At 69.5% G+C, this 24,449-nt stretch carries 19 protein-coding genes; 4 read left to right on the forward strand and 15 right to left on the reverse strand.

Annotation, left to right across the window (positions count from 1 at the left end):
- Nucleotides 1-72: 72 nt before the first annotated feature.
- From ACTIE5_RS11235 to ACTIE5_RS11245, 3 genes are all read right to left on the reverse strand, one after another.
- Nucleotides 73-2,730: a beta strand repeat-containing protein gene (locus tag ACTIE5_RS11235; protein ID WP_439549787.1), complete on the reverse strand. Its 2,658-nt coding sequence runs from the start codon at nucleotides 2,728-2,730 to the stop codon at nucleotides 73-75.
- A 296-nt stretch (nucleotides 2,731-3,026) separates the two neighbouring features.
- Nucleotides 3,027-5,210, reverse strand: coding sequence for a S8 family serine peptidase (locus tag ACTIE5_RS11240; protein ID WP_439549788.1), 2,184 nt, complete (start codon nucleotides 5,208-5,210; stop codon nucleotides 3,027-3,029).
- 336 nt (nucleotides 5,211-5,546) lie between these two features.
- Entirely contained in the window at nucleotides 5,547-6,305 is a 759-nt protein-coding gene (locus tag ACTIE5_RS11245) for a hypothetical protein (RefSeq protein WP_439549789.1), read from the reverse strand.
- A 265-nt stretch (nucleotides 6,306-6,570) separates the two neighbouring features.
- On the opposite strand from ACTIE5_RS11245, the gene ACTIE5_RS11250 reads away from it, so the two are divergent.
- From ACTIE5_RS11250 to ACTIE5_RS11265, 4 genes are read left to right on the forward strand one after another with little or no spacing between them, the layout of a single operon-like run.
- Entirely contained in the window at nucleotides 6,571-7,770 is a 1,200-nt protein-coding gene (locus tag ACTIE5_RS11250; RefSeq protein ID WP_439549790.1) for a response regulator, read from the forward strand.
- Entirely contained in the window at nucleotides 7,767-9,905 is a 2,139-nt protein-coding gene (locus ACTIE5_RS11255; RefSeq protein ID WP_439549791.1) for an ATP-binding protein, read from the forward strand. Before ACTIE5_RS11250 ends, ACTIE5_RS11255 begins: the two co-directional genes overlap by 4 nt.
- The gene (locus tag ACTIE5_RS11260) at nucleotides 9,895-10,662 is read left to right on the forward strand and encodes a response regulator (RefSeq protein ID WP_439549792.1); all 768 of its coding nucleotides are present in this window, start codon (nucleotides 9,895-9,897) and stop codon (nucleotides 10,660-10,662) included. Before ACTIE5_RS11255 ends, ACTIE5_RS11260 begins: the two co-directional genes overlap by 11 nt.
- Nucleotides 10,662-10,880 carry a hypothetical protein gene (locus tag ACTIE5_RS11265; RefSeq protein ID WP_439549793.1) on the forward strand — a complete coding sequence of 73 codons (219 nt, stop codon included), beginning with the start codon at nucleotides 10,662-10,664 and terminating at the stop codon, nucleotides 10,878-10,880. Before ACTIE5_RS11260 ends, ACTIE5_RS11265 begins: the two co-directional genes overlap by 1 nt.
- On the opposite strand, the gene ACTIE5_RS11270 is transcribed toward ACTIE5_RS11265, so the two are convergent.
- The 12 genes from ACTIE5_RS11270 to ACTIE5_RS11325 all read right to left on the reverse strand — a co-directional run bounded on the left by ACTIE5_RS11270 (nucleotide 10,877) and on the right by ACTIE5_RS11325 (nucleotide 24,447).
- Complete coding sequence (locus ACTIE5_RS11270; RefSeq protein WP_439549794.1) at nucleotides 10,877-11,605, reverse strand: chloramphenicol acetyltransferase; 729 nt, start codon at nucleotides 11,603-11,605, stop codon at nucleotides 10,877-10,879. The two genes, ACTIE5_RS11265 and ACTIE5_RS11270, sit on opposite strands and share 4 nt — an antisense overlap.
- Nucleotides 11,575-12,339 (reverse strand): phosphonate ABC transporter, permease protein PhnE, encoded by a 765-nt coding sequence (phnE, locus tag ACTIE5_RS11275; protein WP_439549795.1) that lies wholly within the window; start codon nucleotides 12,337-12,339, stop codon nucleotides 11,575-11,577. The genes ACTIE5_RS11270 and phnE (ACTIE5_RS11275) overlap by 31 nt, the downstream gene beginning before the upstream one ends.
- Nucleotides 12,336-13,199 (reverse strand): phosphonate ABC transporter, permease protein PhnE, encoded by an 864-nt coding sequence (phnE, locus tag ACTIE5_RS11280; RefSeq protein ID WP_439549796.1) that lies wholly within the window; start codon nucleotides 13,197-13,199, stop codon nucleotides 12,336-12,338. The genes phnE (ACTIE5_RS11275) and phnE (ACTIE5_RS11280) overlap by 4 nt, the downstream gene beginning before the upstream one ends.
- Nucleotides 13,196-14,119, reverse strand: coding sequence for a phosphate/phosphite/phosphonate ABC transporter substrate-binding protein (phnD, locus tag ACTIE5_RS11285; RefSeq protein ID WP_439549797.1), 924 nt, complete (start codon nucleotides 14,117-14,119; stop codon nucleotides 13,196-13,198). Before phnD ends, phnE (ACTIE5_RS11280) begins: the two co-directional genes overlap by 4 nt.
- 24 nt (nucleotides 14,120-14,143) lie before the next feature.
- Nucleotides 14,144-15,526 carry an esterase-like activity of phytase family protein gene (locus ACTIE5_RS11290; protein ID WP_439549798.1) on the reverse strand — a complete coding sequence of 461 codons (1,383 nt, stop codon included), beginning with the start codon at nucleotides 15,524-15,526 and terminating at the stop codon, nucleotides 14,144-14,146.
- 454 nt (nucleotides 15,527-15,980) lie between these two features.
- The gene (locus ACTIE5_RS11295; protein WP_439549799.1) at nucleotides 15,981-17,420 is read right to left on the reverse strand and encodes an alkaline phosphatase family protein; all 1,440 of its coding nucleotides are present in this window, start codon (nucleotides 17,418-17,420) and stop codon (nucleotides 15,981-15,983) included.
- Nucleotides 17,421-17,429: 9 nt separating this feature from the next.
- The gene (locus ACTIE5_RS11300; protein WP_439549800.1) at nucleotides 17,430-18,299 is read right to left on the reverse strand and encodes an ABC transporter permease; all 870 of its coding nucleotides are present in this window, start codon (nucleotides 18,297-18,299) and stop codon (nucleotides 17,430-17,432) included.
- 1 nt (nucleotide 18,300) lies between these two features.
- A complete protein-coding gene (locus ACTIE5_RS11305; protein ID WP_439549801.1) occupies nucleotides 18,301-19,242 on the reverse strand; it encodes an ABC transporter permease in 942 nt (313 codons plus the stop codon).
- Between the two features lies 1 nt (nucleotide 19,243).
- Nucleotides 19,244-20,239 carry an ABC transporter ATP-binding protein gene (locus tag ACTIE5_RS11310; RefSeq protein WP_439549802.1) on the reverse strand — a complete coding sequence of 332 codons (996 nt, stop codon included), beginning with the start codon at nucleotides 20,237-20,239 and terminating at the stop codon, nucleotides 19,244-19,246.
- A complete protein-coding gene (locus tag ACTIE5_RS11315; protein ID WP_439549803.1) occupies nucleotides 20,236-21,216 on the reverse strand; it encodes an ABC transporter ATP-binding protein in 981 nt (326 codons plus the stop codon). Before ACTIE5_RS11315 ends, ACTIE5_RS11310 begins: the two co-directional genes overlap by 4 nt.
- Nucleotides 21,213-22,817 (reverse strand): ABC transporter substrate-binding protein, encoded by a 1,605-nt coding sequence (locus tag ACTIE5_RS11320; RefSeq protein WP_439549804.1) that lies wholly within the window; start codon nucleotides 22,815-22,817, stop codon nucleotides 21,213-21,215. The genes ACTIE5_RS11315 and ACTIE5_RS11320 overlap by 4 nt, the downstream gene beginning before the upstream one ends.
- A 4-nt stretch (nucleotides 22,818-22,821) precedes the next feature.
- Nucleotides 22,822-24,447: an ABC transporter substrate-binding protein gene (locus ACTIE5_RS11325; protein ID WP_439549805.1), complete on the reverse strand. Its 1,626-nt coding sequence runs from the start codon at nucleotides 24,445-24,447 to the stop codon at nucleotides 22,822-22,824.
- Nucleotides 24,448-24,449: the final 2 nt, after the last annotated feature.

The following is a 24,449-nucleotide window of genomic DNA, read 5'->3' on the forward strand; positions in this document are numbered from 1 at the left end:
TCCGCGGGCCCGGCGTGAAAGCCGCGCAGGCCGCGTTCCTCATGGACGAAATCATCTATTCAGGCGGTGCGCTCAGCGCAGGCTGCTCGTCACGACATTGACGCTGCCCATCGCGACCTGCGTGGCCGTGATCCGCGCCGCGCCTGCATTCGCCTGGGCCAGCAAGCGGTTGGCGGAGAGCAGGTCCGTGCCCGCCGCCGCCACCTGGTTGAGGGTACCCGCGCCCAGCGCGCCCACCGAAAGGCTGTTGAGGGACTGGCCGCTGACCTGACGGCCATTCGCCAGGGTCGCATTCGCCGAAACCGGTCCCTGGCAGCAGGATATGGCCGTTGCCACCGCCAAATTTCCTGTGCCGGAAGCAAGGCCGCCCGACAGCTGGTTCAGGTTGCCGACCATGGTGCCGCCGGCCGTCACGGTATTCAGCGTGACACTGACGCCCTGCATGACGTTGCGTGCCGTCGCGTCGCCGGAACCGCCCAGCGCCGTCGCCTCCGCGATATTGGCGGGCCCCTGGCCCAGCCGCGTGCCGATGCTGCCCGGGGCGCTGCCGCTCGCCTGCTGGAGCGCGACCGGCGCAGCGGCGGCACCGATCGCGCCCGCCGCGTCGATGCGGTTGATCGTCAAGGAGACCTGCTGAAGCCCCGCTGACTGGTCGGACGTGCCGCCCAGCGTCACGGCGCCGCGGCCATTGGCGAAGGCGCTGGCGAGGTTGGTGGTCTCCATCGGCCCGGCCCCGGCGCCCATCACCGGCCCGGCCTGCCTGACGGTGCCCGACAGGGTGCCGCTGGAGACCGCATTGGCGACGAGGTTGATGTCCTGGCGATAATCCGTGAGCGTCGCCGTGCCGCTGCCCGAAGACAGGCCACTCGCCGCCTGCACCGTCTGCATCGGCACGGCGCTGTAGCCGCGCTGGATATCGAGGGAGGAGCCGAACCCGTCGATGGCACCCGCGACCTGGCTGATGATGCCCGCCGAACCGGTATCGACCGCGCCCGTCGTTGCCAACAGGTTCACAGCGCCCGTCGTCTGCTGCTGCGTGGCGCGGACCTCTGCATTGCCACCCAGGGCCGTCAGCGCGCGGATGTTGTTGGTATAGAGGCTGGCAGAAGGCCCGACGAGGAGGGAGTAGGGCCCCGCGCCGGCGGCTTCAGCCGTCGGGCCAGCGTAGGGATCGACCCGGGTGTAGCCCCCAAGGCCCGGTTCCTGCGAACCGACGATATGCGCGGCGCCAAAATCCATGCGCTGCTGCGATTGCGCAAAGCCGCCGCTGATCGCGCTTTGCGACTGGATCGTGTTGACGGTGGCGCGGTAGGCCTGCGCTGCCGCATTGATGGATGCCTGTCCCGCCTGCGTGCTGGCGATGGCGGAGTTCAGCGCCTGCGGACTGAAATAGAGCGTCTGGGCCGCACTGGTCAGCGAGGGATAGAGCGCCGCCGCCAGCCCCACCGTTCCCGACGCCTGGGAGAAACCGACCGATCCCCCGGTCGGCGCTGATCGGATCGCGACCGATCCTGCATCAATGGCGTTGAAGGACAGGTCGATCGCCTGTCCGACGCGGTCGATGGCGACGTCGGAAGCAGGCGGCGCTCCGTTGATCATCTGCGCGGGCAGGGTCACGCCCGGCTGCGGCAGTGATGCCACGCCGATCGAATCCGCGAAGCTCTCCCAGCGGGAATTCGCCAGCACGCCGGAATCCGGGACAAAGCCGCCGGCGGTGATTGTCGATGCACCGATCTGGTTGGTCACCAGGGGAATCACCGTATTCCCGCCCGCTGCGGCGACCATGCTTTGCTGTCCAGACAGCTGCGCATTGCCCGCCACGGCGTTACCGTCAGGACGCAGCGCAAGCTGGTTGACGGCGACGGACGCCACCTGCCCCAGCGCCCGCACCGTGGGATCGAGCCCAAGCCCGCCAAGATTGCCGCCGAAGGCCAGGGCGCGATTCGCCGCCTGGAAGGTGGTGTCCGTCGCGTTGAGCCCATCGGCCTTCTGCGCGAGGACCAGGTCGACATCCCCGGCGACGAGCGCCGTGTTGAACCGGTTGCCGGCGATTTGCGCGCCCGCATCGGCCCCCGAACCGCCGACGACCGTGGCGGCCCCGGTTCCCGCATAGGCGAGAAGCGTGTTGACCGCGCTCATGTTCAGGAAGCCCTGCTGCTGCCCGCTCTGCGCTACGCCGCCATTGGCCACCAGCCCTACCGGCAGCTGGTTGAGCGCCACCACCGTCCCGGGCGTGAAGGCCACGGCCACGGCGTTGCCGCTGTTCAGCGCGGTCTGCGATCCGCCGGCAAGCGCGGTGCCGTTGCCCTGCGCGAAGGGCGGCAGATAGCCATTCGCACCCGCCGCCGTCGGATCGCCGGTCGAGATCGCGACATTGGTGTTGCCCACGGTGAGGCTGGTGCGCCCGCTGAAGGCCTCCACGGCGCCCGGGACGGACAGGTCGGCGATGCGCGGCGATGCACCGGCGGACAGCAGGGTGTTGATCTCCACCGTGCGGGGGCCGCCGATCACGCCGGGCACCGCGCCGAGCAGCACGGGCGGCCCATCCCCGTTCGGGGCCTGCCCGATCACGTTCACCGCATTGACGCCCCGCTGGTCGAGCGAACTGCCCGCGAAGCCCGGCACGACACCCGCGGACAGCGCCACGGCAAGGTTCGGCGCATCCAGCCGCGTCTCGGCCTGCAATGGAACCAGCGGCGCCGCGCCGCTGGCCGCGAAGGCGGCCGTCAAGGCAGGATCAAGGTTATTGAGGTTGACGACCATCTGCGCGACCGCCGGCGCACCCCCCAGAGGCAGCAGCAGGAGCGGCAAGCTTCCATAGGCAAGCCCACGCGCCGATCGCGGGATCTTCGGGATCGATGGTGCCATGGTGGACTTGGTGTACCCTCTGAGTGGTGGAGGCGCAGGACGCGGCAGGGAGTTAAGCGGGGTTAATCCTACGACGCGGACGGCGACCGCGCGCGCGGAGTTGCGCCGCCTCGCGTCGAGTATCGTGTCGGTCTGTCGATCACCGGGTCATCCGGACGCTAGGCGATGACGGCGTCGCCGAGGCCGAGCCCGATCCCGGCCAGGCGCAGAAAGGCCTGCGGCGCCGCGGTGGAGGATGCGCCATCCATGTCGAGCATCAGACGCGTCTCGTCCGCATCCTCGACCACGGACAGCCAGCCATCGGCGAAGGGGCGGCTGCCGCGATATCCGATGCCCGCCAGCAGATCGCCGAGGTCCAGCCGATCCTCGGCCGTGAAGTCGCGAATGATGTCGCCGCCATCCGCCAACCGTGCGTAGGCAAAGACATCCGCGCCCTCTCCGCCCCACAATTCATCAGCCCCGCGGCCGCCGGTCAGCCGGTTCGCCACCGCATTGCCCATCAGCGTGTCGGCACCGTCGCCAGCAATCGCCGCCTCGATCCAGCTGCCGACGGCGATGGCAAGGCGCTGGCCGAGAACCAACCCCTCGCCGCCTGGCGCCAGATCCACCAGGACCGGTGCGGTGATGGCAGCCAGATTAAGCGTGTCGAAGCCGCCATCCTCATCACCGAGCACGGATCGCGCCGCGGCGCTGCCGAGCCCGGCATAATCGTCGGTGTAGACATAGGTGTCGTTCGCGCCGGCGGTATCGCCGATGAAGTCCAGGCGCCAGCTGTTGACGATGCCGGTCTGGCCCTTGGCCGCGTCGCGCACCTCCAGCGTCCAGGCGCCACCGACCGTCTCGCCCCAGAAATGCACGCTATCCATGGTGAACTTGATGCTGGTGAGCGTGCTGCCGAGCACCGACGCGGCGCTGACCCCCGGGCGGTCCACCAGGGTGCTGGTCGTGCCGAGCGGCGAGAGCAGGCTGATGACAAGGTCGCCGATGCGACCGTGATTGATGTCGAGCGTGACCTCGACGCGATCGATCTGCATGGCCTTGGGCTGCACCATCACCTGGCCTGTGACGGTCTGCAGGTCCCGGATGACGAGGCGCGAGGTCGAGGCAGCGGAGGCGGTCACCATGGTGGAATAGGTGGACAAGGCATCCCAGCTTTCCGCCAGGCGGACCGCGGCATGGGCATCGACCAGGCCGAAGCCGTAATCCGTGTTGAAGGTCAGCCCGCCGCCATTCCAGTCGGTGGCACCATTGGTCCGCGCGCCGATCTCGAACGGTGCGACCCGGTTGGCGGAATAGGCAAGGATCTGCTGCACGTCGCGATAGCCGAGGCCGCGATTGGCTTCCAGCATCAGCGCGACCACGCCGCTGACGACCGGCGCCGCGGCGGAGGTTCCACTCAGCGCCGTATAGTCGCCCCGGTCGAAGCCGGCACTGCCGACAAGGTCGGTCGTCAGGATGCCGACACCCGGCGCGGCGACCAGCACGGCGGCGCCCCCCGTGCTGAAGGCGGCGATCGCGCCGGCCTGGTCGGTCGCGGCAACCGCGATGACATGGGGCGAATTCTGGAAGTCGTGGAAATTCACGTCATCGCCACGCGCCCCGCCATTGCCGGCCGCGAAGACGAAGTTGCTGCCCAGCCCGCCGCGGCCCAGGCGCACCGCGTCCTGGATCGCCTGCCCATGGGCCCTGAAGGCCGCGCCGGCGAAGCTGTCGCTGAAGAAGGTCGTGAACTGCCAGCTGTTGTTCACCACGTCGAAGTCGCGGCTCGCCGTCAGCGCACCCAGGATCTCGGTGGTCGAGGAGCGCGCCCCGAAGCTGACGCGCAACCCCGCCAGCTCGGCACCCGGCGCGACCCCCGCGCCGCCGAGGGCGTTATCCGCCTGGGCGCCGATGATGCCGGCGACGGCGGTGCCATGCCCCTCCCGCGCGCCGACCGGAGCGGCATCCAGGTCGCGGCCGACGAAATCACGGTCTATCGCCGTCCTGTAGCTCGCCACCAGGTCCTTGTGCGTATACTGCACGCCCTCGTCGATGATCGCGATCCGGATCGCGCGGCCCGAATAATCGGCCCAGACCCCGCTGGCATCGATCCCCGCGTCATCGCTCCTCAGATGCCATTGCTGGGCATAGAGCGGCCCGCCCGGGACGAGGGTGGCAGAGGCAGAAGGCGAGGCCGACGCCTGCCCGGGCCACGACAGCGAGCCGCCCAGAAGCAAGGCCAGGCCGGGTTGGCCGGAGACGTGACTGTCGATGCGGCTCGTCGCCAAGCCCCACGGCGCATCCCAGCCATCCCGCAGGGGGCTGGAGGAGAAGCCATCGCCACGTCCCGCAAGCGAAAGCATCGTCTATGTCCGATTCAGGATGGCGGCGGCCACGAAAGGCGGAGGAAGCCTAGGGGGGGGCGTTAAGAGGGATCCCAATCGTCCACGGAGCTACGCGACAGCATGCCGGCGACACCGGCGAACGCTGCGGCCATGGCGGCCGGGACGGCGCGCAGCGCGCCGCCCATCCGCCGCGGCAGGCGGGCGAGCGAGGGCGGCTCCGCGATCTCCGTGAGCAGGTCGCGGACCTCAGCGTGGCGACGTTCCAGTTCGCAGGCTCCGCAGGCGCACAGGGACGCGCCGACAGGCCATGCCCAGGGGCCTTTACTGGCCGTCCTCGATGCGCCGACGCCCATGTCAGGCACCCACCCCTCGGCCGAGCGCGGCATCGACCGTCCAGCCCCGCTGCAGGCGCTTGCACAGCGTCGCATAGGCGACGCCGATCGAATCGGCGGCCTCCTTCAATGTCATGGTGGCCGCGCCCACCTTGATGACGCGCCGCGCGATGCCCCGGCGTCGCCGCTGGGTGGACCACAAGCAATTGATCGGGGAGTAGGCGCGCGTTTCATCGCGCCGCACCAGCGAATGCGCCGGGGACGGACGCCTGCCCATGTCACGCAGGAACGCGACGAAGCCGATGCCGTCCCCCTGGCACCAACGCGCACAGACGCGCGCGCCACCACGACGGTGCAGCACGCTCTGCCACACTTCGTATTCCGGCAGGCGCGCCGTCCCCGTCTTGCCGCCATGCCTGGTCGTGCGGCTGCGCGTCTCATCGTCCCGCAGGCATCCGCAGCTCGCGGTATGGCCGCGCTTGAGCGAATCATCCCGAACGGTCACGGATCGGCCGCACACGCATTCGCAGCACCAGCGCCGACGGGACACGCGGCCGCGCCAGACATACGGCTCATCCTCGTGCAGCACGGTGAGCCGCCCGAAGCGCAGCCCCGCATGAACGACAGGCGACGCCGTTTCCGCGGCAGGCATCCGCCGCGGCGGATGCGGGGCGATTCCGACAGCTTTCACCAACAAGGCCAGTTTCCATCCACAAAGCCAGTACGGCGGTACGGTGTGCATGGCTGGACGCCGGATCACCACGAGACGTTTGTTGATCAAAGTGCATTCTGGCGCACCGGCGGCAGGCGGCAGGCGGGGCGCCAGCCCACGCCAGCACCGCGCAACTCGGGAGATCCGCCATGGACACAGATGTCGACCAAAATCGACAGAACGGGAACTTTCCTTTCGTGTATACTGCACCCATACCTTTCGCTCTGCGTTCGGCGCCGGTCTTGGCCGCGGCGCCAGGGCGACAACCACTGCCGGAACACGCATGGATCGCTGCCACCCAGACGATGAGCCGGGACGATCCCCGCGCTTTCGCGTGCTCGTCGTTGATGACGAGCCGGCGGTGGTGACGCAGCTCAGCGACGGCCTCGGCGTGCTCGGCTACGACGTGCTGCAGGCATCCAGCGTGCAGGCAGCGCTGGCGACACTGGCATCCGATCCCGCCATCACCGTCGTTGTCAGCGATGTGCGGATGCCGGAATCGGATGGGCTCGGCCTGGCCCGCCAGATCATGAAAGAACGCCGCGATTCCGATGCGGTAGAGGTCGTGTTGATCACCGGCCATGCGACGATCGAGGATGCCGCCGCCGCCGTGCGCGCCCGCGCGGTCGATTTCCTGCGCAAGCCCTTCAGGCTGCGGGAGGCGGGGGATGCCGTCGCCAGGGCGAATGCCCGCGCGACGGCCCGCCGCCACAAGATCGTCCTGCAGCAGCAGGTGGAGATGAAGCTGCGCGCCATGGATGCCAGGCCGATTGATGCCAGGCCGATCGATGATAGCTCGGCTGGGCCTGAAGCAGCCACGTGCGGCAGTTGTGGCGATGGCGCGGCCAGGCTGATCCCGCAGGACGGGGAGAATGCCCAACGCCGCGAGATGCGCGCCATCTCCCACGCTCTGCGGACGCCCCTCGTCGCGATCGTCGGCGGCACCGACCTGCTGACGCGGGATGCGGAGCCGTCCGATGCCCGCACCCATGAACATCTCGACCTGCTGCGCGACGGCATCAAGGATGCCATTGCCGCGGTGGCGCTGGTGGAGGAGCTGAAGCAGTTCGATTCAGCGCCGCCGGTGGCGGAGCCCGTCGATGTCGATGCGGCGGCGATGCTTGATGCCGTGTTGTGCCGTCTGCAGGCGGAGGGAATCTTCGGGAACCTGGCCGTGCTGCCGGCCGCCCCCGGCGCAGCCTGGCTGCGCTTTCGCAGGGACGACCTCCGGCGGCTGATCGCACACTGCCTGCTTGCCGTGACGGAATGGGCGGCGCCGCGGTCTCGGCTGCGCATCGAATGGACGCAGCCCACGCCCTCCACCGCAGCGCTGTCCATTCACGTCGCCCCGCCAGGCGGCGGCGGGCCGGAAGCGGCCGCGCCGGCCTCCGCATTGGCACGGACGCAGGAAGGGCTGCGCTTCTCGATCGCGGAGCGGCTGGCATCCCGCAACAACGCGATCCTGCGATCCGATGGCGGCGCCGACGGGCGGATGAGCATCGTCCTGCACGCGCCACGCGGCGCCGGCGTGTGACCGCCCCTCCACCGACCCTGCATCGCCTGGGACGAGACGGCGCAATCCTGGTCATCCTCGCCGCCAGCCTCCTCATCCTCGTGACGCTGCTGGCCGTCGAGCGGCGGGAGAGGTCGGATTTCGTGGAACGGGGATCGGCCGCCGCGCGCGCCCATGCGGCAACCGCGGCCGCCAACCTCGCCCGGCTGGTGGAGCTGATCGGGCTTGTCCATTCGCTCGCGGAAGGGGGGCAACTCGGCAATGCGCAGGCCGATGGCATGGTGGTGGCCCTCATCGGGCGGCACCTGCGGACCATCGCGGCGGAGGAGCATTTCGGGGTACGCCAGGTCGCCGTGACGGACCGGCACGGCATCCTCACCTGGACGACGGTGCCCGTCGCCGCGCCGCTCGACCTTAGCGACCGGGAACACATCCACGTGCCGCTGGGTGGCCATGCCGGGCTCTTCGTCAGCGCGCCGCTGGTCGGCCGCGCATCGGGGCAGCCCAGCGTGCAGTTTGCGCGGGCGCTGCGCCAGCAGGACCGGACGCCCGACGGTGTCCTCATCGTGTCGATCGATCCCGCGATGCTCGCGACCATGCTCCGGCGCTCACTCGGCACCGCCGCCGCCGGCGCCACGCTGGCGCGGGATGATGGCACGGAACTGGTACGCGTGCCGGTCGCGGCGACGCCGCCCCTGGTGCCCGCCTTCCCGTCCGTGATGGACGGCTGGCTCCCGCCCTCACCGGGCCTGAGCGTCCAGGCGGATGCGCTGACGCTGTTCAGCGCCGTGCTTCCGGTACCCGGCGCACCGCTTCACGTCTCGGTCACGCTCGACGCCTCCGCCGAATGCGCTGCGCTCGCGGCCGACCACTGGGTCCGGCGACTGGTGGTCGCGTTGCTGGTTATCGCGCCGGTGATACCGCTTCAGCTACTCCGCCTGAGAATCCGCCGGCGGGCGGAGGAGGAGGAGCGGCGGCGCGCGCTGGCACTCGCTGCCCAGGCCGAGCAGTCGCGGACGGAGCTGGTGCATTTCCTGGATGCCCTTCCCGGCGCCGCCTATCAGGGCCGGATCACCGCAGGCGGCACGTTCGAATGCGTCTATGTCGGCCAGGCCATCAACCGGCTGCTCGGCAGCGCCGTCGATCCATTCCAGGACCAGCGCGCCTTCGCCGCCCTGCTGGATGAGGAAGCTGCCGACGCGCGCGACGCCTTCCTCGACGTTGTCCTGCGGTCAGGCGGCGAGGCGATCGAGTATCGCTTCCTCCGCCCCGACGGCCACCAGGTCTGGCTGCGGGAGCATTGCCGCGTGGTCGGCGAAGTGCCCGGCCATGGCGCGGAGGTGGTCGGCTTCATCAGCGACGTGACCCGGGATCGGGAGGTGCGGATCAACGCCATGACCGCGGCACGGCTCGCGACGGTGGGAGAGATGGCGACCGGCGTTGCGCATGAACTCAACCAGCCCGCCGCCGTCATCGGGCTCGCCGCCGATGTCGCGGTGCTGGAGATGCAGGCGCAGCCGCCCGGCTTCCTGGCCTCGGTGGAGGGGCGCCTCGCCGTGATCCAGGACCAGATCGGCCGTCTGCGGCGGATCGTTGACCATTTTCAGCTCTTCGGCCGCCCGGATGCCGGCGCGCCGGAGCCCGTCAACCTGGCCACCGCGATCGAGGGCAGCCTCGGCATCGTCGGCGGCGCCCTGCGCAACGCCGGCATCGAGGTTGAGGTTGCTCTCCCTCCGGACGGGCCGGATGTCATGGCGCGCCTGATCCCGCTGGAACAAGCGCTGGTCCAGCTTCTGCTGAATGCGCGCGAAGCCATCGTCGCGCATGGCGCGACACCGCGCCAGGTGAGCATCGGCACGCATCCGCTGCCGGGCCAGGACGCACTCGCGCTCTTGATCCGCGATACCGGCCCGGGCATGACGGAAGCCGCCCTCGAACGCGCCTTCGAGCCCTTCTTCACGACCAGGACGCCGGGCCATGGCACGGGCCTCGGGCTTTCGGTCGTCTATTCGACGATCAAGGGTTTCGGCGGATCCATCATGCTGGCGAACGGCCCCGCCGGCGGCCTGGAAGTCAGGATCACCCTCCCCACCGCGCCCCCGCCACCCGCCCCCCGGCCGGCAGGCGGGGACATGGAGCTGCCCGATGGTTCATAGCGCGCTGACCATGGAACCGACGCGCATCCTCCTCGTGGATGACGATGTCGCCTTCTGCGACCAGGCTTCCGCCTATCTGACCCAGCACGGCTGCGCGGTACTGGCGCTGACGGATCCCGCCGGCCTGGCGGGAGCCCTCGCGGAGTTCAGGCCGCAACTGCTCCTCCTCGACCAGCGGCTTGGCACCGTGAGCGGCACCGAGGTGCTGAAGCGGCTCCGGGACGGCGCCGCCATCCCCTGCATCATCGTCACCGGATGCTCCGATCCCTTCGACCGCATCGTCAACCTTGAGCTCGGCGCCGATGACGAGGTCGAGAAATCGATCGCGCCGCGGGAATTGATCGCGCGCATCCGCGGCGTGCTGCGCCGTTCGGCGCCGAACGGCGCTGAAACGCCGGGCGGCGGTCCCGCGCCCGCCCTGGCGGAGGCTCCACGCGGCGCGAACCCCGTCCGGGGCAGGCAGGGCTGGCGCTTCGATACGGGGCGGCGGCTGCTGCTGCGGCCGGACGGGTCCAGCTGCGGCCTGACGACTGCGGAATATGAGACCTTTCGCGTGCTGCACGACGCCATGGGGCAGACGGTCGCCCGCGCCGAACTCAGCCTGCGCGTCTTCCAGCGGCCATGGCGGGCGAATGACAGGGGCATCGACACGGTGATCAAGAAGCTGCGGCACAAGATCGAACCCGACAACGCCGACCCCCAATCCATCAAGACTGTCCGCCAGGTCGGCTACGTCTTCGTCGGCTTTCCCGCGTGATGCCGGACTTCATCGAGCAGCAGGGGCGGGCGTCGAGCCGATCGATCGACATCCACCGCCTGTCGCAGCACCTGGCCATCATGAGCATGGCGGCAGAGCTGGCGGAAATGGCGCTGCGACGCAACGATGCCGAGGAGGCGCTGCTGCGGGTCGAGGTCGTACTGGCCGAGATCGAGCGGCTGAGGGAGCTCACCGGGCCGGTGAAGGGCGCGCGCTAGCCGCTGGCATCGCCCGCCATGGGATTGCCACGCCCCAGACGGCCGGGCGCCGCATAGGTCGGGTCGTGGCGGCGGCAGAATGCCTCCACCGGATCGGTCCGCATGGCCGCCAGCCCAGCCGCCAGCTTCTCCCGCGGCCAGTCCCACCAGGCGATGCGCAGCAGGCTCGCCCGCTCCGCCTCCGCAAAGCGGAAGCGCAGCACGCGGCCGGGATTGCCGACGACGATGGCGAAGGGCGGCACATCCTTCGTCACCATCGCGCCGGCGCCGATGGCAGCCCCCGTGCCGATGCTGATGCCGGGCAGCACGATGACGCCGTGGCCGAGCCAGACATCGTTGCCCAGCGCGACGCGCTTCTGCCGCCGCCAGTCGAAGAAGCCGGCCTCATCCTCCCCCAGCCCATAGGCGCTGGCGCGGTATGTCACATGGCTCAGCGCCACGCGGTCCAACGGGTGGTTGCCGGGGTTGATCCGCACATGGCTGGCGATGGAACAGAAGCGGCCGATGGTCGCGTAGATGATCTGGCTGTCGTGGACGACGTAGGAATAGTCGCCGAACTCCGTCTCCGCGACCGTGCTGCGGGCGCCGATCTCCGTGTAGATGCCCAGCCGGCTGTCGCGGACCTTCGCGGTTTCGTGGATGAAGGGCTCAAGCCCAAGTTTCTTCGTCGTGCTACCCGGGTCCTGGTACCGGGTCAGGCGCGGATCATTCTCAGCCTCAGCCAACGGCTCGCTCCATCAATGACGGCGACAGTGACAAGGATGAGCAGCACGATGAAGGCTGCTTCGTCCCAGTTGTTCAGGCGGATGCGGTCGCCGAGGGCGAGACCGATGCCGCCGGCGCCCACCACGCCCAGGATGGTGGCGCTGCGGGTGTTGCTTTCGAAGGTGTAGAGGGTTTGCGAGAGCATCAGCGGCGCCACCTGCGGGATCAGCCCGAAGCGGATGGCATGCAGGCGCGATCCGCCGCTGGCGCGTACCCCTTCCACCTGGCGCCGGTCGGCGGATTCCAGCGCCTCGGAGAACACCTTGGCCAACAGGCCGATATCGGGCACGGCCAGTGCCAGGATGCCGGCAAAGGGCCCCATGCCGACGGCCGAGACGAAGATCAGTGCCCAGACCAGGCTGTCGATGCCGCGCAGCCCGTCATAGCTGCGCCGCACGGTGAAGCGCATCAGCGTGCTGGTCACCACATTGCCCGCACCCAGGAAGCAGAGCGGCAAGGCGACGAGGACAGCCAGCAGCGTGCCGAAGAAGGCCATGGCCACCGTCTCGGCCAGGCTGTGCAGCAATTCGGCCAGCGCCCCGCCGGGGGAAGGTGGCCACATCAGCGTCAGCAGCCAGCCAAGCTTGCCGAATCCCTCCCAGATGCGCGCGGGCGACGCGTCGATGCGCCAAAGCCCCACCAGGAGCAGCAGGAAACCGCCGGCAAAGAGGAGCTGGGTGCGCGAAAGGGTCATGGTGCCCGGAGGCTGTCAGCGCCGATGATCCGGTGGCGCAGCTTTGTGGTCAGCGCATCGATCAGCGTCACGGTCACCAGGATGAGCACGATGATCGCCGAGATGTCCGGATATTCGAACTGACGCACCGCGAGGTAGAGCTCCTCCCCAATGCCGCCGGCACCGACGATGCCGAGCACGCTGGCCTCGCGCACATTGATCTCGAAGCGCAGCAAGCCGAACGACAGTACGCCGGGCAGGGATTGCGGCAGCACGCCGAAGCGCATGCACTCCGCCCAACTGCCGCCCGCAGCACGAACCGCCTCGACGCTGCGCAGATCGGCATTCTCATGCACCTCGGCGAACAGCTTGCCCAGGGCACCGAAGGTGTGCAGCGCCACGGCCAGGACGCCGGCGAAGGGACCGAGCCCGAACGCGTAGACGAAGATCAGGGCGAAGACCAGCGTCGGCACGGTGCGCGCGAATTCGGCCGTGCGGCGCGCGATCAGCACAGCCCAGGGCGGGGCGAGGGTGGCTGCCGCCGGGAAGCTCAGCAGCAGCGCGGCGGCACCACCCACCACCGTGCCGACATAGGCGATCAGGATCGTGTCCAGCAGCAGCCCAAGCCAGACATCAACGCCCCACATCCACTCGGCCAGATCGGCGCCGAGTGAGTCCATGCGCAGTGTCGGCACGGTGCGCGCGATGTAGTCGGCCGCGCGCGGCAGGCCGGCCAGCAGCCGTGCCGCATCGACCTGTCCCACCCAGGCAGCCAGCCAGGTGGCGGCAAGGAAGGCGATCGACCAGAGCAGCGTTCGCCGCCGCCCGGCCTGGCGTTCCTGCTGCCAGCGGGCGGCGACAGCCTGGACGGTCAGGCTCAAGACCGGTTGCGCCGCTGCGCCTGGTTCTGCTCCGTCATCGCGATGAGGTCGGCGTAATCCTCATGCCGGGCGGGAACGATGCGGGCGGTGTTGGTGCTGATCTGCGCCAGTACCTCCGGCGCTTCCACATGCAGGTTCAGCATCATCCGCACGAAGGCGGCGCGCAGACCCTCCGGCACGCCGGCGCGGGTGACGGTGGGCGAATTCGGGATCAGCGGGCTGCGCCAGATGATGCGCGTGGTGCCCGGCTGGATCATGCCCTTCTCGACCATGCGCTGGATGTTGCCGGACTGCTCATTGTTCCAGAAGGTTGCGGCGGCATCGAAGGTGCCGTTCAGCACGGCGATGACACTCTGCTCATGGTTGCCCGAAAAGCCGGTGCGGCTGAAATGGCGGGCGGGGTCGACGCCTTCCTTGCGCATGAAATAGCCCGGCGCGGCGAAGCCCGATGCCGAGTTGGGATCCGCGAAGGCAAAGGACCGGCCGCGCAGATCGGCCAGCGACTGGAAGGGGCTGTCGGCCTTCACGAAGATGACGGAGTAATAGCCCTCGGCACCGTCATTAGCCTGGTGGCGCAGCAGCGGGATCACACCCTCGCCCATGGCGCGGCGGGCCAGCGCATAAGCCGCCGGGCCAAGATGGGCGAATTCGAGCTGTTCGGAACGCAGCGCCTCGACCACCGCGGCATAGTCGGTGCCGCGGAAGATGCGCATGGGCACGCCAAGCGTGCGCTCGGCATGCACCGAAAGCCCCTGCAGGCGGGCAATCGCATCGCGCTCATTCTCGGAACCGATGACGCCGTAGCGCAATTCGCGGAAACGGCTGCGCCAATCCGCCTGCGCCTGTGCGCCGCGGGTCTGGATCAAGGGCGTGGCAAGCAGGCTGGCGCTGGCGAGCAGACCCATGCGGCGGCTGAGCATGATGGCTGTCCTTCTACGGGCTGTTCAGCGCGCGCGCAGCAATTCGGGCACGCGCAGCAGGATCAGCTCGTTCGAGTCGGCCTGGAAGAACTGCCGGCCGGCGCTGAACGGCAGGTTGTTGTCGTTGCCGACGATGATGTGGTCCGCATCCACCATCGCCACATCCTCGATCGTAAAGAAGGGGAAGGTGAAGCGGTCCCGCGGCGCGTTCGCCGGCAAGTCGCCGCGTATCCGCGCCAGGCCCTCAGTGTCCCGGATCGCCATCAGGTCGATATGGCCGATCTTGCGGACGAAGCCCTCGGCATCGGTCTGCGCCAAGTCGATGAGATAGACGCGCTTGAACCGCGCCGGCAGCGGGAAGCAGGGCGCCGCCGCGGTGGGCTGCACGCCCTGGGCGCAGGCGAGGCCCGGGTCACCCTCGCCATTGTCACGCTCGATCACCAGGGCGCGCGTGGCATCGATGAAGTTGAAGTCACCGATGGCCGTGGCGCCGGCTTCCAGGCGGTAGCGCAGGCTGCGCCCGGTCCAGGCTTGGCGGGCGATGCTGTATTCCAGCAGGCGCAGAAACTGGCCTTCCGGCTGGTCCGAACCGGCGGCGAACAGCGGCTGTTCCAGCAGGCCCCACAGCGTCTGCCCATCCGGCGTCAGGGCCATGCCCTCATACCCGCCGGACCGGCGAACCCGATAGGGAACGCCCGCGGTGGGGGAGGCAGCGACCTGCAGCGCGGCATGGTCCGGGGACCGCAGCGGCTGGCCGTCCAGCATGGTCTCCACCACGCGCTGCACCACGCCCGCGGCATCGACCTGGATCAGGTAGGGGCCGAATTCGTCGCCGAACCAGAAGCCGCCCTCGACAGGCTGGATGCTCTCCAGGTCGAAATCCGCACCGGTGAGGTAGCGGCGCTCCGTGCCCTCATAGGCAATGCGGAAGGGGATGCGGCGATGCGGATCGGACAGGAAGGTGGTCTGTTCGATCGCCACCTGGCCGGTACGGAAATCCGGGCGAACCTTGTGGAACATCAACAGCGCATCGGGGCTGTTGCGGCGGTTGCCGAAGCCATTGTCGGTCAGCACCCAGTAGGCACCGGGCTCGCCCGCCACCGGCTTGATGCCGGAGAAGCCCTGCACGGGCTGGCCGATGAAGGGGAAGGCGATGCCGGTCGGGCGGCTGCCATGCATCGGGCCGGTATCGCCCATCACGGCGCCCGGACGATCGATGCGGAGGTTGCCGGGGCCCGCGAACTTGCCGGAGACCAGCGCATCCCGCGGCGCATCGGCCGGCGGCACCGCCATGGTGAAGGCGGGCAGGATGGCATGGCCGGCGAGCGTCGCTTCGAAGCGCTGGTCGGCGATCGCGGCGGGTGCCAGCCCGATCAGGGCGGTAGCGGCAAGCAGAAGGGCGCGCATCGTGTCGTGTCCATACCCGGATGTCGTGCCGGGGCTTTAGACAGGGTGCATTGCCATCGCTTGACGGTGTCGTGACGTTGTCGTGGCGTCAGGGGTCGTAGCGTCAGGGGCTGCCCTGCCAGGGCGGGCCATCGACCAGGCGATCGATCCAGCCGCGCGCCTCCGCCATCAGCGGGGCGCGTCCATCAGGCACGCTGTTGCGCAGCAGGAGGAGCGGCACGCACGGCGTTGCCGTGGCCTCCGCGCGGCTGACCCGGATGGTCCAGCCGCGCTTGCGGCGCCACGCGCGGACGCAATGCCCGCGATAATGCGAGGCACCAGCCTCGCAACCCTGGCCCATCCGCACGCACTCCGCATCCCCATCGCAGGGTCATCCGCGGGTGCGGCCGGCGCAACGGCTGGCCGTGACAGCGTGATGACCGTTCGTTGAAGATCCGGTGACAATTGACCTGGTTCAGCCGCAGCGTCGCAAGGCGGTGGGGTAGAGCCTCCCCTCCGGCGTCGCGCGCATCGCCTCCAGCACGAAGCCACCGGGCAGGGATACCCTCTCCCGCAGCGGCAGGGCATCCGCCGCCGCGTCCCAGCCCGCCAGCAGCGGCCGGCCCTCCATGCCCTGCTGGTCGAGGCCCATCAGGTGCAGGATGGTGGGCACGATGTCCGTCAAATCCGCCGGCATCTGCGCCACGGCGCCATCCCGGAACGGCCCGCCCTGCATCACCAGCACGGTCGCCAGTTCGGACCGGTGCAGCCCGCCATGCATGCCGCCGCCCTCCGGCACATCCGGCGCGTCGAAGGGCGCGAAGCCGGGCAGCCCCCATTCATCGGACGCCTCGCTGCCCGCGAAGGTGACGACGAGGTCCGCGCTGCGGCGGTGCCCGCTGCCGAGCAGGGAGAGCGGAACCGCCTGCCCCTGCGGCAGGATCGCGGGATCGCGCGCCAGCAGCGGCCCGGCCCAGTCCTGTTCCGCCAGGAAGGCCGCCACCTGCGGCGCCAGCGACGGATCGCGAAACCACAGCCCCGGCGCCGCCGCGGGCGCGACCGCGATGTCGATGCCCTCCCCCAGCCCCGCGCCGGCCCGGAAGCCCGCGCGGCACAGTTCGTCGCGCAGCGACAGCTTGCCGCGGCCCGTAACGTGGCCGTGGTCGGACAGCACGATGATGGCGATGTCCTCGGCATCCGGCTGCGCATCGCGCCAGGCGACGATCTCGCCCAGCACATCATCAGCTGCACGCAGGCCCGCCTGCGCCTCCGCCGACCGCAGGCCGCCCCAGTGGAAGGCGATGTCGGGCTCCGAGAGCCACAGCAGCGTGACATCGGGGCGGTGTTCGGGCAGCACGATCTCCAGCATCACGCGGGCGGCGTGGTGCAGGCGGGGCAGGTTCGGCACGGCGTGCGGCGGCGTGGGGCCGAGGCGATCCCGTACCAGCCGCGCCGTCTCCCCCTCCTCATCCTCCACATTCCACCGGAAACTGCCGAGGCGTTCGGCCGCGGGATGCAGCAGCCGCGCGGCGCCCGCGGTGCCGGCGCTGACCAGGGCGAAGGACAGGCCATGCGGCGCCAGCCGCTCCGCCAGGCTCGGCCGTTCCAACGGGCTTTCGGCGCCCTGGGCCATTCCCTGGGCCATCGCCAGCACATCGGCCACCAGTTTCGTGCGCAGCAGCCGGTCCGGCGCCACGCCGGCGTCGAACAGCGTATTGGCCACCATGCCATGCCCGCCCGGCCGGCACCCCGTGATGAGGGACGGCGTGGCAACACGCGTCTCGCTCGGGAACACGCTGCGCGCATTGGCGAAGCGTGTGCCCGATGCAGCCAGCGCCGCCAGATGCGGCGTGGCGGCAGCCGAAACCATGTCCGGCCGCAACCCATCGAGGGCCACCAGGATGAAGCGGGTCATGCGAGAGGCCTATCGGAGCGTGGGGTCGAGCCGGTCCCGCAGCCAGTCGCCGATGAGGGAGACGGACAGCGTGGTCAGCACGATGGTGAAGGCGGGGGAGAGCAGGATCCAGGGCGCGCGTGTCAGATACTCCCTCCCATAGCCCACCATGGAGCCGAGCGAGGTCGAGGGCGGCTGCACGCCGAGGCCGAGGAAGGACAGGCCGCTTTCCAGCAGGATGATCTCCGGGAAGGCCAGCGTCATCGACACGATGAGGGTGGAGGCGATGTTCGGCAGCACGTGCCGCCCATAGATCCGCCAGGGTGAGGCACCCAACTGCCGCACCGCCGCCGCATAGCCCTGCGACCCCGCGCTGATGGCCAGGCCCCGCGCGATACGGGCGTAGCGTTCCCAGGCATGCAGGCCCAGCAGGCAGATGAACAGCACCATCGAATTGCCGAAGAAGGCCAGCACCGCCAGCGCCAGGATCAGGAAGGGCAGGCTGGCGGAGAAATCCACCAGCGCCAGCACCACCTGTTCCACGAAACCCCGGAAATGCGCAGCGAGGAAGCCGAGCGTGGTGCCGATCAGCGCGCCGATGATGGTGGCGCCGAAGGCGATCAGCAGGCTCATCCGGATCGAATAGATCAGCCGCGCCAGCACATCGCGGCCGAGTTCGTCGGTGCCCAGCGGATGCAGCCAGGTGCCACCCATGAAGGCCGGCGGCGCCAGGCGGTTGCGCAGGTCGAGCGCGGTATAGGCATAGGGGCTGACCACATCGGCCAGCACCGCCGTCAGCAGCATCAGCGTCAGCCAGGCCAGGCCGAACAGCACCATCGGCGGCGGCAGGGCGCGTTTCGCAAGCGGCGCCGCAGTGATGGGCAGGGTTGCGTCGGACATGTCAGGCCATCCCCGCGGCGCGCTTCGGCCGGTTGCGCAGCCTCGGATCGAGCAGCCCATAGAGCAGATCGACGATGAGGTTGGACGTCACCATCGTGATCGCCACCAGCAGGAGCACGCATTGCACCACCGCCAGGTCACGGTTCGCGACCGCCACGACGAGAAGGCGGCCGACGCCGGGCCAGGAGAAGACGCTCTCCACTACGACGGCGCCGGCGATCAGGCTGCCCACCATGAAGCCCACGATGGTGACGGTGGGGATGGCGGCGTTGGGCAGCGCATGGCCCCAGACGACGGACCGCCACGGCACGCCCTTGGCGCTGGCGGTGCGGATATAGGGCTGGCCCAGCACCTCCAGCATGGCGCTGCGGGTGAAGCGCGCCAGCACCGCGGCGCCGCCGACACCCAGCGTGATGATGGGCAGGATCGCATGCCGCCAGCTGTCCTGCCCGCCGGAGGGCAGCCACCCCAGCTGCACCGCGAAGACCAGCACCAGCAGCAGGCCGAGCACGAAGGACGGCACCGTGAAGCCTGCCACCGCCAGCATCATCACCGCGCGGTCAATGAAGGAATTGCGGTGCAGCGCGGCGGTGATCCCCGCGGGAATGCCAAGCCCGACCTTGATGGCCAGCGCGGGCAAGGTCAGCGCCAGCGTCGCTGGAATCCGCTCCGCCACCAGCACGATGGCATCACGCCCGTCGCGCATGGAACGTCCGAGATCACCCTGCAGGATCGCGCCGAAGTAGTGAAAATACTGGATCCAGACGGGCTGATCGAGGCCCCAGGCCGCGCGGAAGGCGTCCACCGCCTCCGGCGGCGCATCCGCGCCCATGATGATCTGCGCGGGGTCGCCGGACAGTCGCAGGACGACGAAGGCGAAGGTGACGACCATCACGATGGTGACGGCGGCACGCAGCAGGCGGGTGCCCAGGAAGCGGATCATCTCAGGCGGCCTTCTTCGTGACGGCAGGGGCCACATCGCCATGGGCGACATGGCAGGCGACAAGCCGCCCATCCGCGCGGCGCGGCTTCAATACCGGCGCTTCCCGCGCGCAGAAGGCGGTCGCGACCGGGCAGCGCGGGTGGAAGGCGCAACCGCTCGGCCGGTCCGCGGGGTTCGGCGGATCGCCCTGCAGCACGATGCGGCTTCCCGCTCGGCCGGGATTCGGAATGGCGGAGACCAGCGCCTGCGCATAGGGATGCGCGGGGTCGTGGAGTACCGCATCGGGCTCCCCTTCCTCGACAATGGTGCCGAGATACATCACCGCGACGCGGTGGCTCACCTGCCGCACCGCGCGCAGATCGTGGCTGATGAACAGGATGCCGAGGCCGAGGCGTTCCTGCTGGTCCAGCAGCAGGTTCATCACCTGCGCCTGGATCGAGACATCGAGCGCGCTGATCGGTTCGTCGCAGACCAGCAGCGCGGGTTCCGTCGCCAGAGCCCGCGCCAGCACCGCGCGCTGCCGCTGGCCGCCGGAGAGTTCATGCGGGTAGCGCGCGGCCTGGTCCGGCCGCAGCCCGACCGCGCGCAGCGCCTCGATCGCACGCGCGGGGCGGTCCTTCGCCTCCCCGATGTTGTGGATGTCGAGCGGTTCCTGCACCTGCGCACCGATCGGCAGGCGGCGATCCAGCGCGCCAAGCGGGTCCTGGAACACCATCTGCATGCGCGACCGCAGCACGCGCCAGGCGGGGGTGCCGGGCGGCGGCATGGGCTTGTCCTGGAAGGAGACGCTGCCGGCATCCGGCGCCTCCAGCCCCAGCACAAGGCGGCCCGTGGTGGATTTCCCGCAGCCGGATTCACCGACCAGGCCGAGCGTGCGGCCACGTTCGACGGAGAGAGAGACGCCATCGACGGCGCGGACCTCCACGCTGCGTCCCATGAGCCCGCGCCGCATGGCATAGCGGCGCACCAGGCCCTTGGCCTCCAGCATCGGCGTCATGCGGTGACGGTTTCCTTCAGCAGGCCCATGGCGGTGGCGCGGATGCAGGCGGCCTGGTGGCCCGATTCGAGATCGATGGCATCCGGCACGGCCAGGTCGCAGGCCGGGGAGCGTTCCGCGCAGCGCGGCGCGAAGGCGCAGCCCTTAGGCATGGCCCAGGGTTCCGGCACGCTGCCGCCGATGGCCGCCAGGCGGCGCCGGGGCCCGTCCAGCGGCGGCAGCGCGCCGAGCAGGCCGCGCGTGTAGGGATGGGTCGGCGCCGCGAACAGCCGCGCCACGGGTGCCTGTTCGACGATGCGCCCGGCATACATGACGCAGACGCGGTCGCAGCTATCCGCCACCACGCCAAGATCGTGGGAGATCAGCACCAGCGCCATGCCGGTATCGCGCCGCAGATCCTGCAGCAGCGTCAGGATCTGCGCCTGGATCGTCACATCCAGCGCCGTGGTCGGTTCGTCCGCCACCAGCAATTCAGGGCGTCCCGCCAGCGCGATCGCGATCATCACGCGCTGGTTCTGCCCACCGGAGAGTTCATGCGGCCAGGCATCCAGCCTCCGCGCGGCGTCGGGGATGCCGACCTGATCGAACAGCCGCTTCGCTTCCGCCCGCGCCGCCGCGCCGCGCATCCCGCGATGCAGGCGCAGCGCCTCCTCCACCTGCCGCCCGATGCGGATCACGGGGTTCAGGCTGCTGGCGGGGTCCTGGAAGATCATCGCGATGCGACCGCCGCGCACGCCATCCAGCGTGGCGGGGGCGGCACCGAGCAGTTCCTGCCCCTGCAGCGTCGCGCTGCCCGTGACGCGCGCCTTGCCCGGCAGCAGGCCGAGGGCGGCGAGCCAGGTCACGGATTTCCCGCAGCCGGATTCGCCGACCAGCCCCACCGCCTCGCCCGCCGCCACATCCAGGTCGATGCCGCGCAGCGCGTACTGCCCATCGAAGCTGACGCGCAGGTTCCGCAGCGAGACCAGCGCCGTCACGCCGCGAAGTTCCGGCTGCGGAAATCCATCTGGAAGGACTGCCCCGGCGCCCAGCCGATATCCCGCCGCTTCGCCGTGAGGTTCACGGATTGATGCAGGACCGTATAGGCAGGGTCCTCGCGCTCCGCGATCTCCAGCATCCGGCGGAAGGTGCTACGGCGCTGGGCGGGATCCGTGCCGGTCTCCAGGGCCTGTGACAGGCGGCCGAATTCCTCGTTCCGCCATTCATTGATCTGCCATTGCTGGCCTTCCGGCCCATGCGCGGCGACGATGGAGGAGACGGGGTCGTTGAAGCTGGCGCTGCCCGACCAGTCCCGCACGCCGCGCTGACCATCCCGCGACAGGACCTGCGGGAAGTTCTCCCGCATCTCGATCACCACATTCAGGCCGACGGCACGCCAGCCTTCGACGAGGATCTGCGCGGTCGGCACCTGGTTCGTGTAGTAGCCGTTCAGCAGGCGATAGGGGATCGGCTCGCCGCGATAGCCGGCTTCGCGCAGCAGCCGGCGCGCCTCCGCAGGATCGAAGCGAGGCGCGGACCAGTCGGCGTGGTACATCGGGCCGTAGAATTCGAATTGCAGGCCCTTCGGCACCGGCGCGCGGCCGCCCCACAGCGCCTGGGTGATGGCATCGCGATCGATGCTGTGCGTGAAGGCGCGGCGCACGCGCGCATCGCGGAGATGCGGGTGGTTCTTGTCGAAGACGGTCAGGCGATGGTTCATGATCGGCCCGCCGACAACCTCATGCCGCGCGCTGCGCTGCACCGTGCCGATCTGGTCGGGCGGCATGTCGCAGGCGAAATCGGCTTCGCCGGACAGCAGCGCGTTGATGCGCGACGAGACCTCCGGAACTTCAAGGAAGCGCAGGCGCCGCACCGGCGGCCGGCCGCCCCAGTAGTCGTCGAAGGCTTCCAGCACGAGCGAATGGTCGGGGCGGAACTCCGCCACGCGGAAGGGGCCGGTGCCGATGGGGCGGCGCGCCCATTCCAGCCATGATGCGCTGCGTTCAAAGGCATCGCGGGACAGCACCATCGCCACGTTGCGGCTGATGCGGCCTTCCAGCGTCACATCCGGCACGCGGTTGTGGAAGCGGATGGTGCGGGCATCGACGATCTCGATGCGGTCCAGGCCCGGGAATGTCCGGCGCGCGACGGCCAGCGCCTCCGGCGGCGGCGTGCGGCCCTGGGTCTGGCCAGGCACGCTGCCGAACAGGTTGCGCGCCTGCTCCACCGCCAGGTTCCAGCCCATGCGTTCGGGGCTGAAGGTGAAGGCGACATCCTCCGCCGTCATGGTGCGGCCATCATGGAACAGCACGCCCTGCCGCAGCGTGAGTTCCAGCGTACGGTCATCGATCCGCCGCCAGGATTCCGCAAGCCCCGGGCGCAGCGAGAGGTCACCGCTCCAGGACTGGTCGACCAGCGTCTCCGCATAGGAATTCCAGGTGCGGCTGCCGACGTTGGATTGCTCCCGCAGCGTCTCCAGCGTGTTGGTGTTGGCGATCTTCTGCACGGCGATGGTGATCACCGGGCGCTGGTCGGATTGCGCGAGCGCGGGTGCTGCCAGCAGCGTCGGCGTGGCGAGGAGAAGGCGGCGCGTCAGCATCGGATCAGGCCCCCCAATTGCCCTGACGGAAATCCATCGCGAAGGCGGGGCTCGCCTTCCAGCGGATATCGCGGCGCTTGGCGGTGAAAGTCGCGTTCTGGTGGATGACGGTGTAGGCGGGGTCCTCGCGCTCCGCGATCTCCAGCATCCGGCGAAAGGCCGCGCGGCGGCGGGCGCGGTCCGTCCCCGTCTCAAGCTCCACCGACAGGCGGTTCAATTCGTCGTTGCTGTATTCGCCGACCTGCTGCTGCTGGCCGTTCGGGCCGTGCTGCGCCACCAGCGAGGACACCGGATCGTTGAAGGGGGCGCTGTTCGACCAGTCCCGGATCGCGCGCGTCGGCGTGCGTTCCAGGATCTGCGACCAGTTCTCCTTCATCTCGATCTGGATGTTGAGGCCGACGGCGCGCCACATCTCCACCATCACCTGCGCGGTCGCGTTCTGCTTGGTGTAGTAGTTGTTCAGCAGGCGATAGGGGATCGGCTCACCGCGATAGCCTGCCTCCCGCAGCAGGCGCCGCGCTTCCGCGGGGTCATAGGCAGGCACGTCCCAATCCGCATGGAACATCTGGTCGTAATAGGGCCATTGCAGGCCCTTCGGCACCTCGGTGCGGCCAGCCCAGAGGCTCTCCACGATCGCCTTGCGGTCCATCGAATGGGTGATGGCGCGGCGCACCCGGGCATCGCGCAGCTGGGCGTGGTTCTTGTCGAAGCAGATGAGGCGATGGTTGAGGATGGTGCCGCCCTGCACTTCGAAGGCACGGTTGCGCTCGATCCCGGGGATCTGGTCCGGCGGGATGTCGCAGGCGAAGTGGTAGTCGCCAGCCAGAAGGCCATTGATGCGGGAGGAGACTTCGGGAACCTCCACGAAGCGGATCTGGCGCAGCGGCGGGCGGCCGCCCCAGTAATCATCATGCGCCACCAGCAGCAGCGACCGGTCGGCCTGGAATTCCTGCACGCGATAGGGGCCGGTGGTGACGGGCTTGCGCGCCCAGTCGAGCCAGGAGGAAGCGGCTTCGAAGGCGCGGCGGCTGACGATCTCGCTGCCATAGCGCGAAAGGCGGCCTTCCAGCGTCACGTCGGGCGTCGCGTTGTGGAAGCGGACCGTCATGCGGTCCACCGCCTCCACCCGTTCCAGCGCCGGCCAGGCGCGGCGTGCCACGGCGGGCACTTCCGGGGGCAGTTCCTTGCCGGGGCGCGGCGCGGGCATCCCCTCCCCGATCGGGATGGTGCGGCCATGCGCGGTCGCCAGCGTCTCCCCGAACATGCGTTCGCGGGAGAAGGAGAAGACGACATCATCGGCCGTCATCTCATCGCCATTGTGGAAGCGCACGCCGGGGCGGAGCTTGAGTTCGATCACGCTGTCGGAGATGCGGCGCCATTCCGTGGCGAGCCCCGGCACCGGGCCGAGGCCGCCCAGCCAGTCGCGCCCGATCAGCCCTTCCCAGATCGAGGAGAAGAAGATCCGCTCCCCGACATTCGACTGTTCCCGCAGCACTTCGAGCGTGTTGGAGTTGCTGATCTTCTGGACCGCGATGGTGATGGATTGCCGCTGGTCCGCCTGCGCGATGGCGAAGCGCGGCAGGACGAGCGCGGGCGTGGCGAGCAGCAGGCGGCGCGGGATCATCGGCATGG

This window comes from Falsiroseomonas sp. (assembly GCF_051859025.1).
Taxonomy (GTDB): domain Bacteria; phylum Pseudomonadota; class Alphaproteobacteria; order Acetobacterales; family Acetobacteraceae; genus Falsiroseomonas.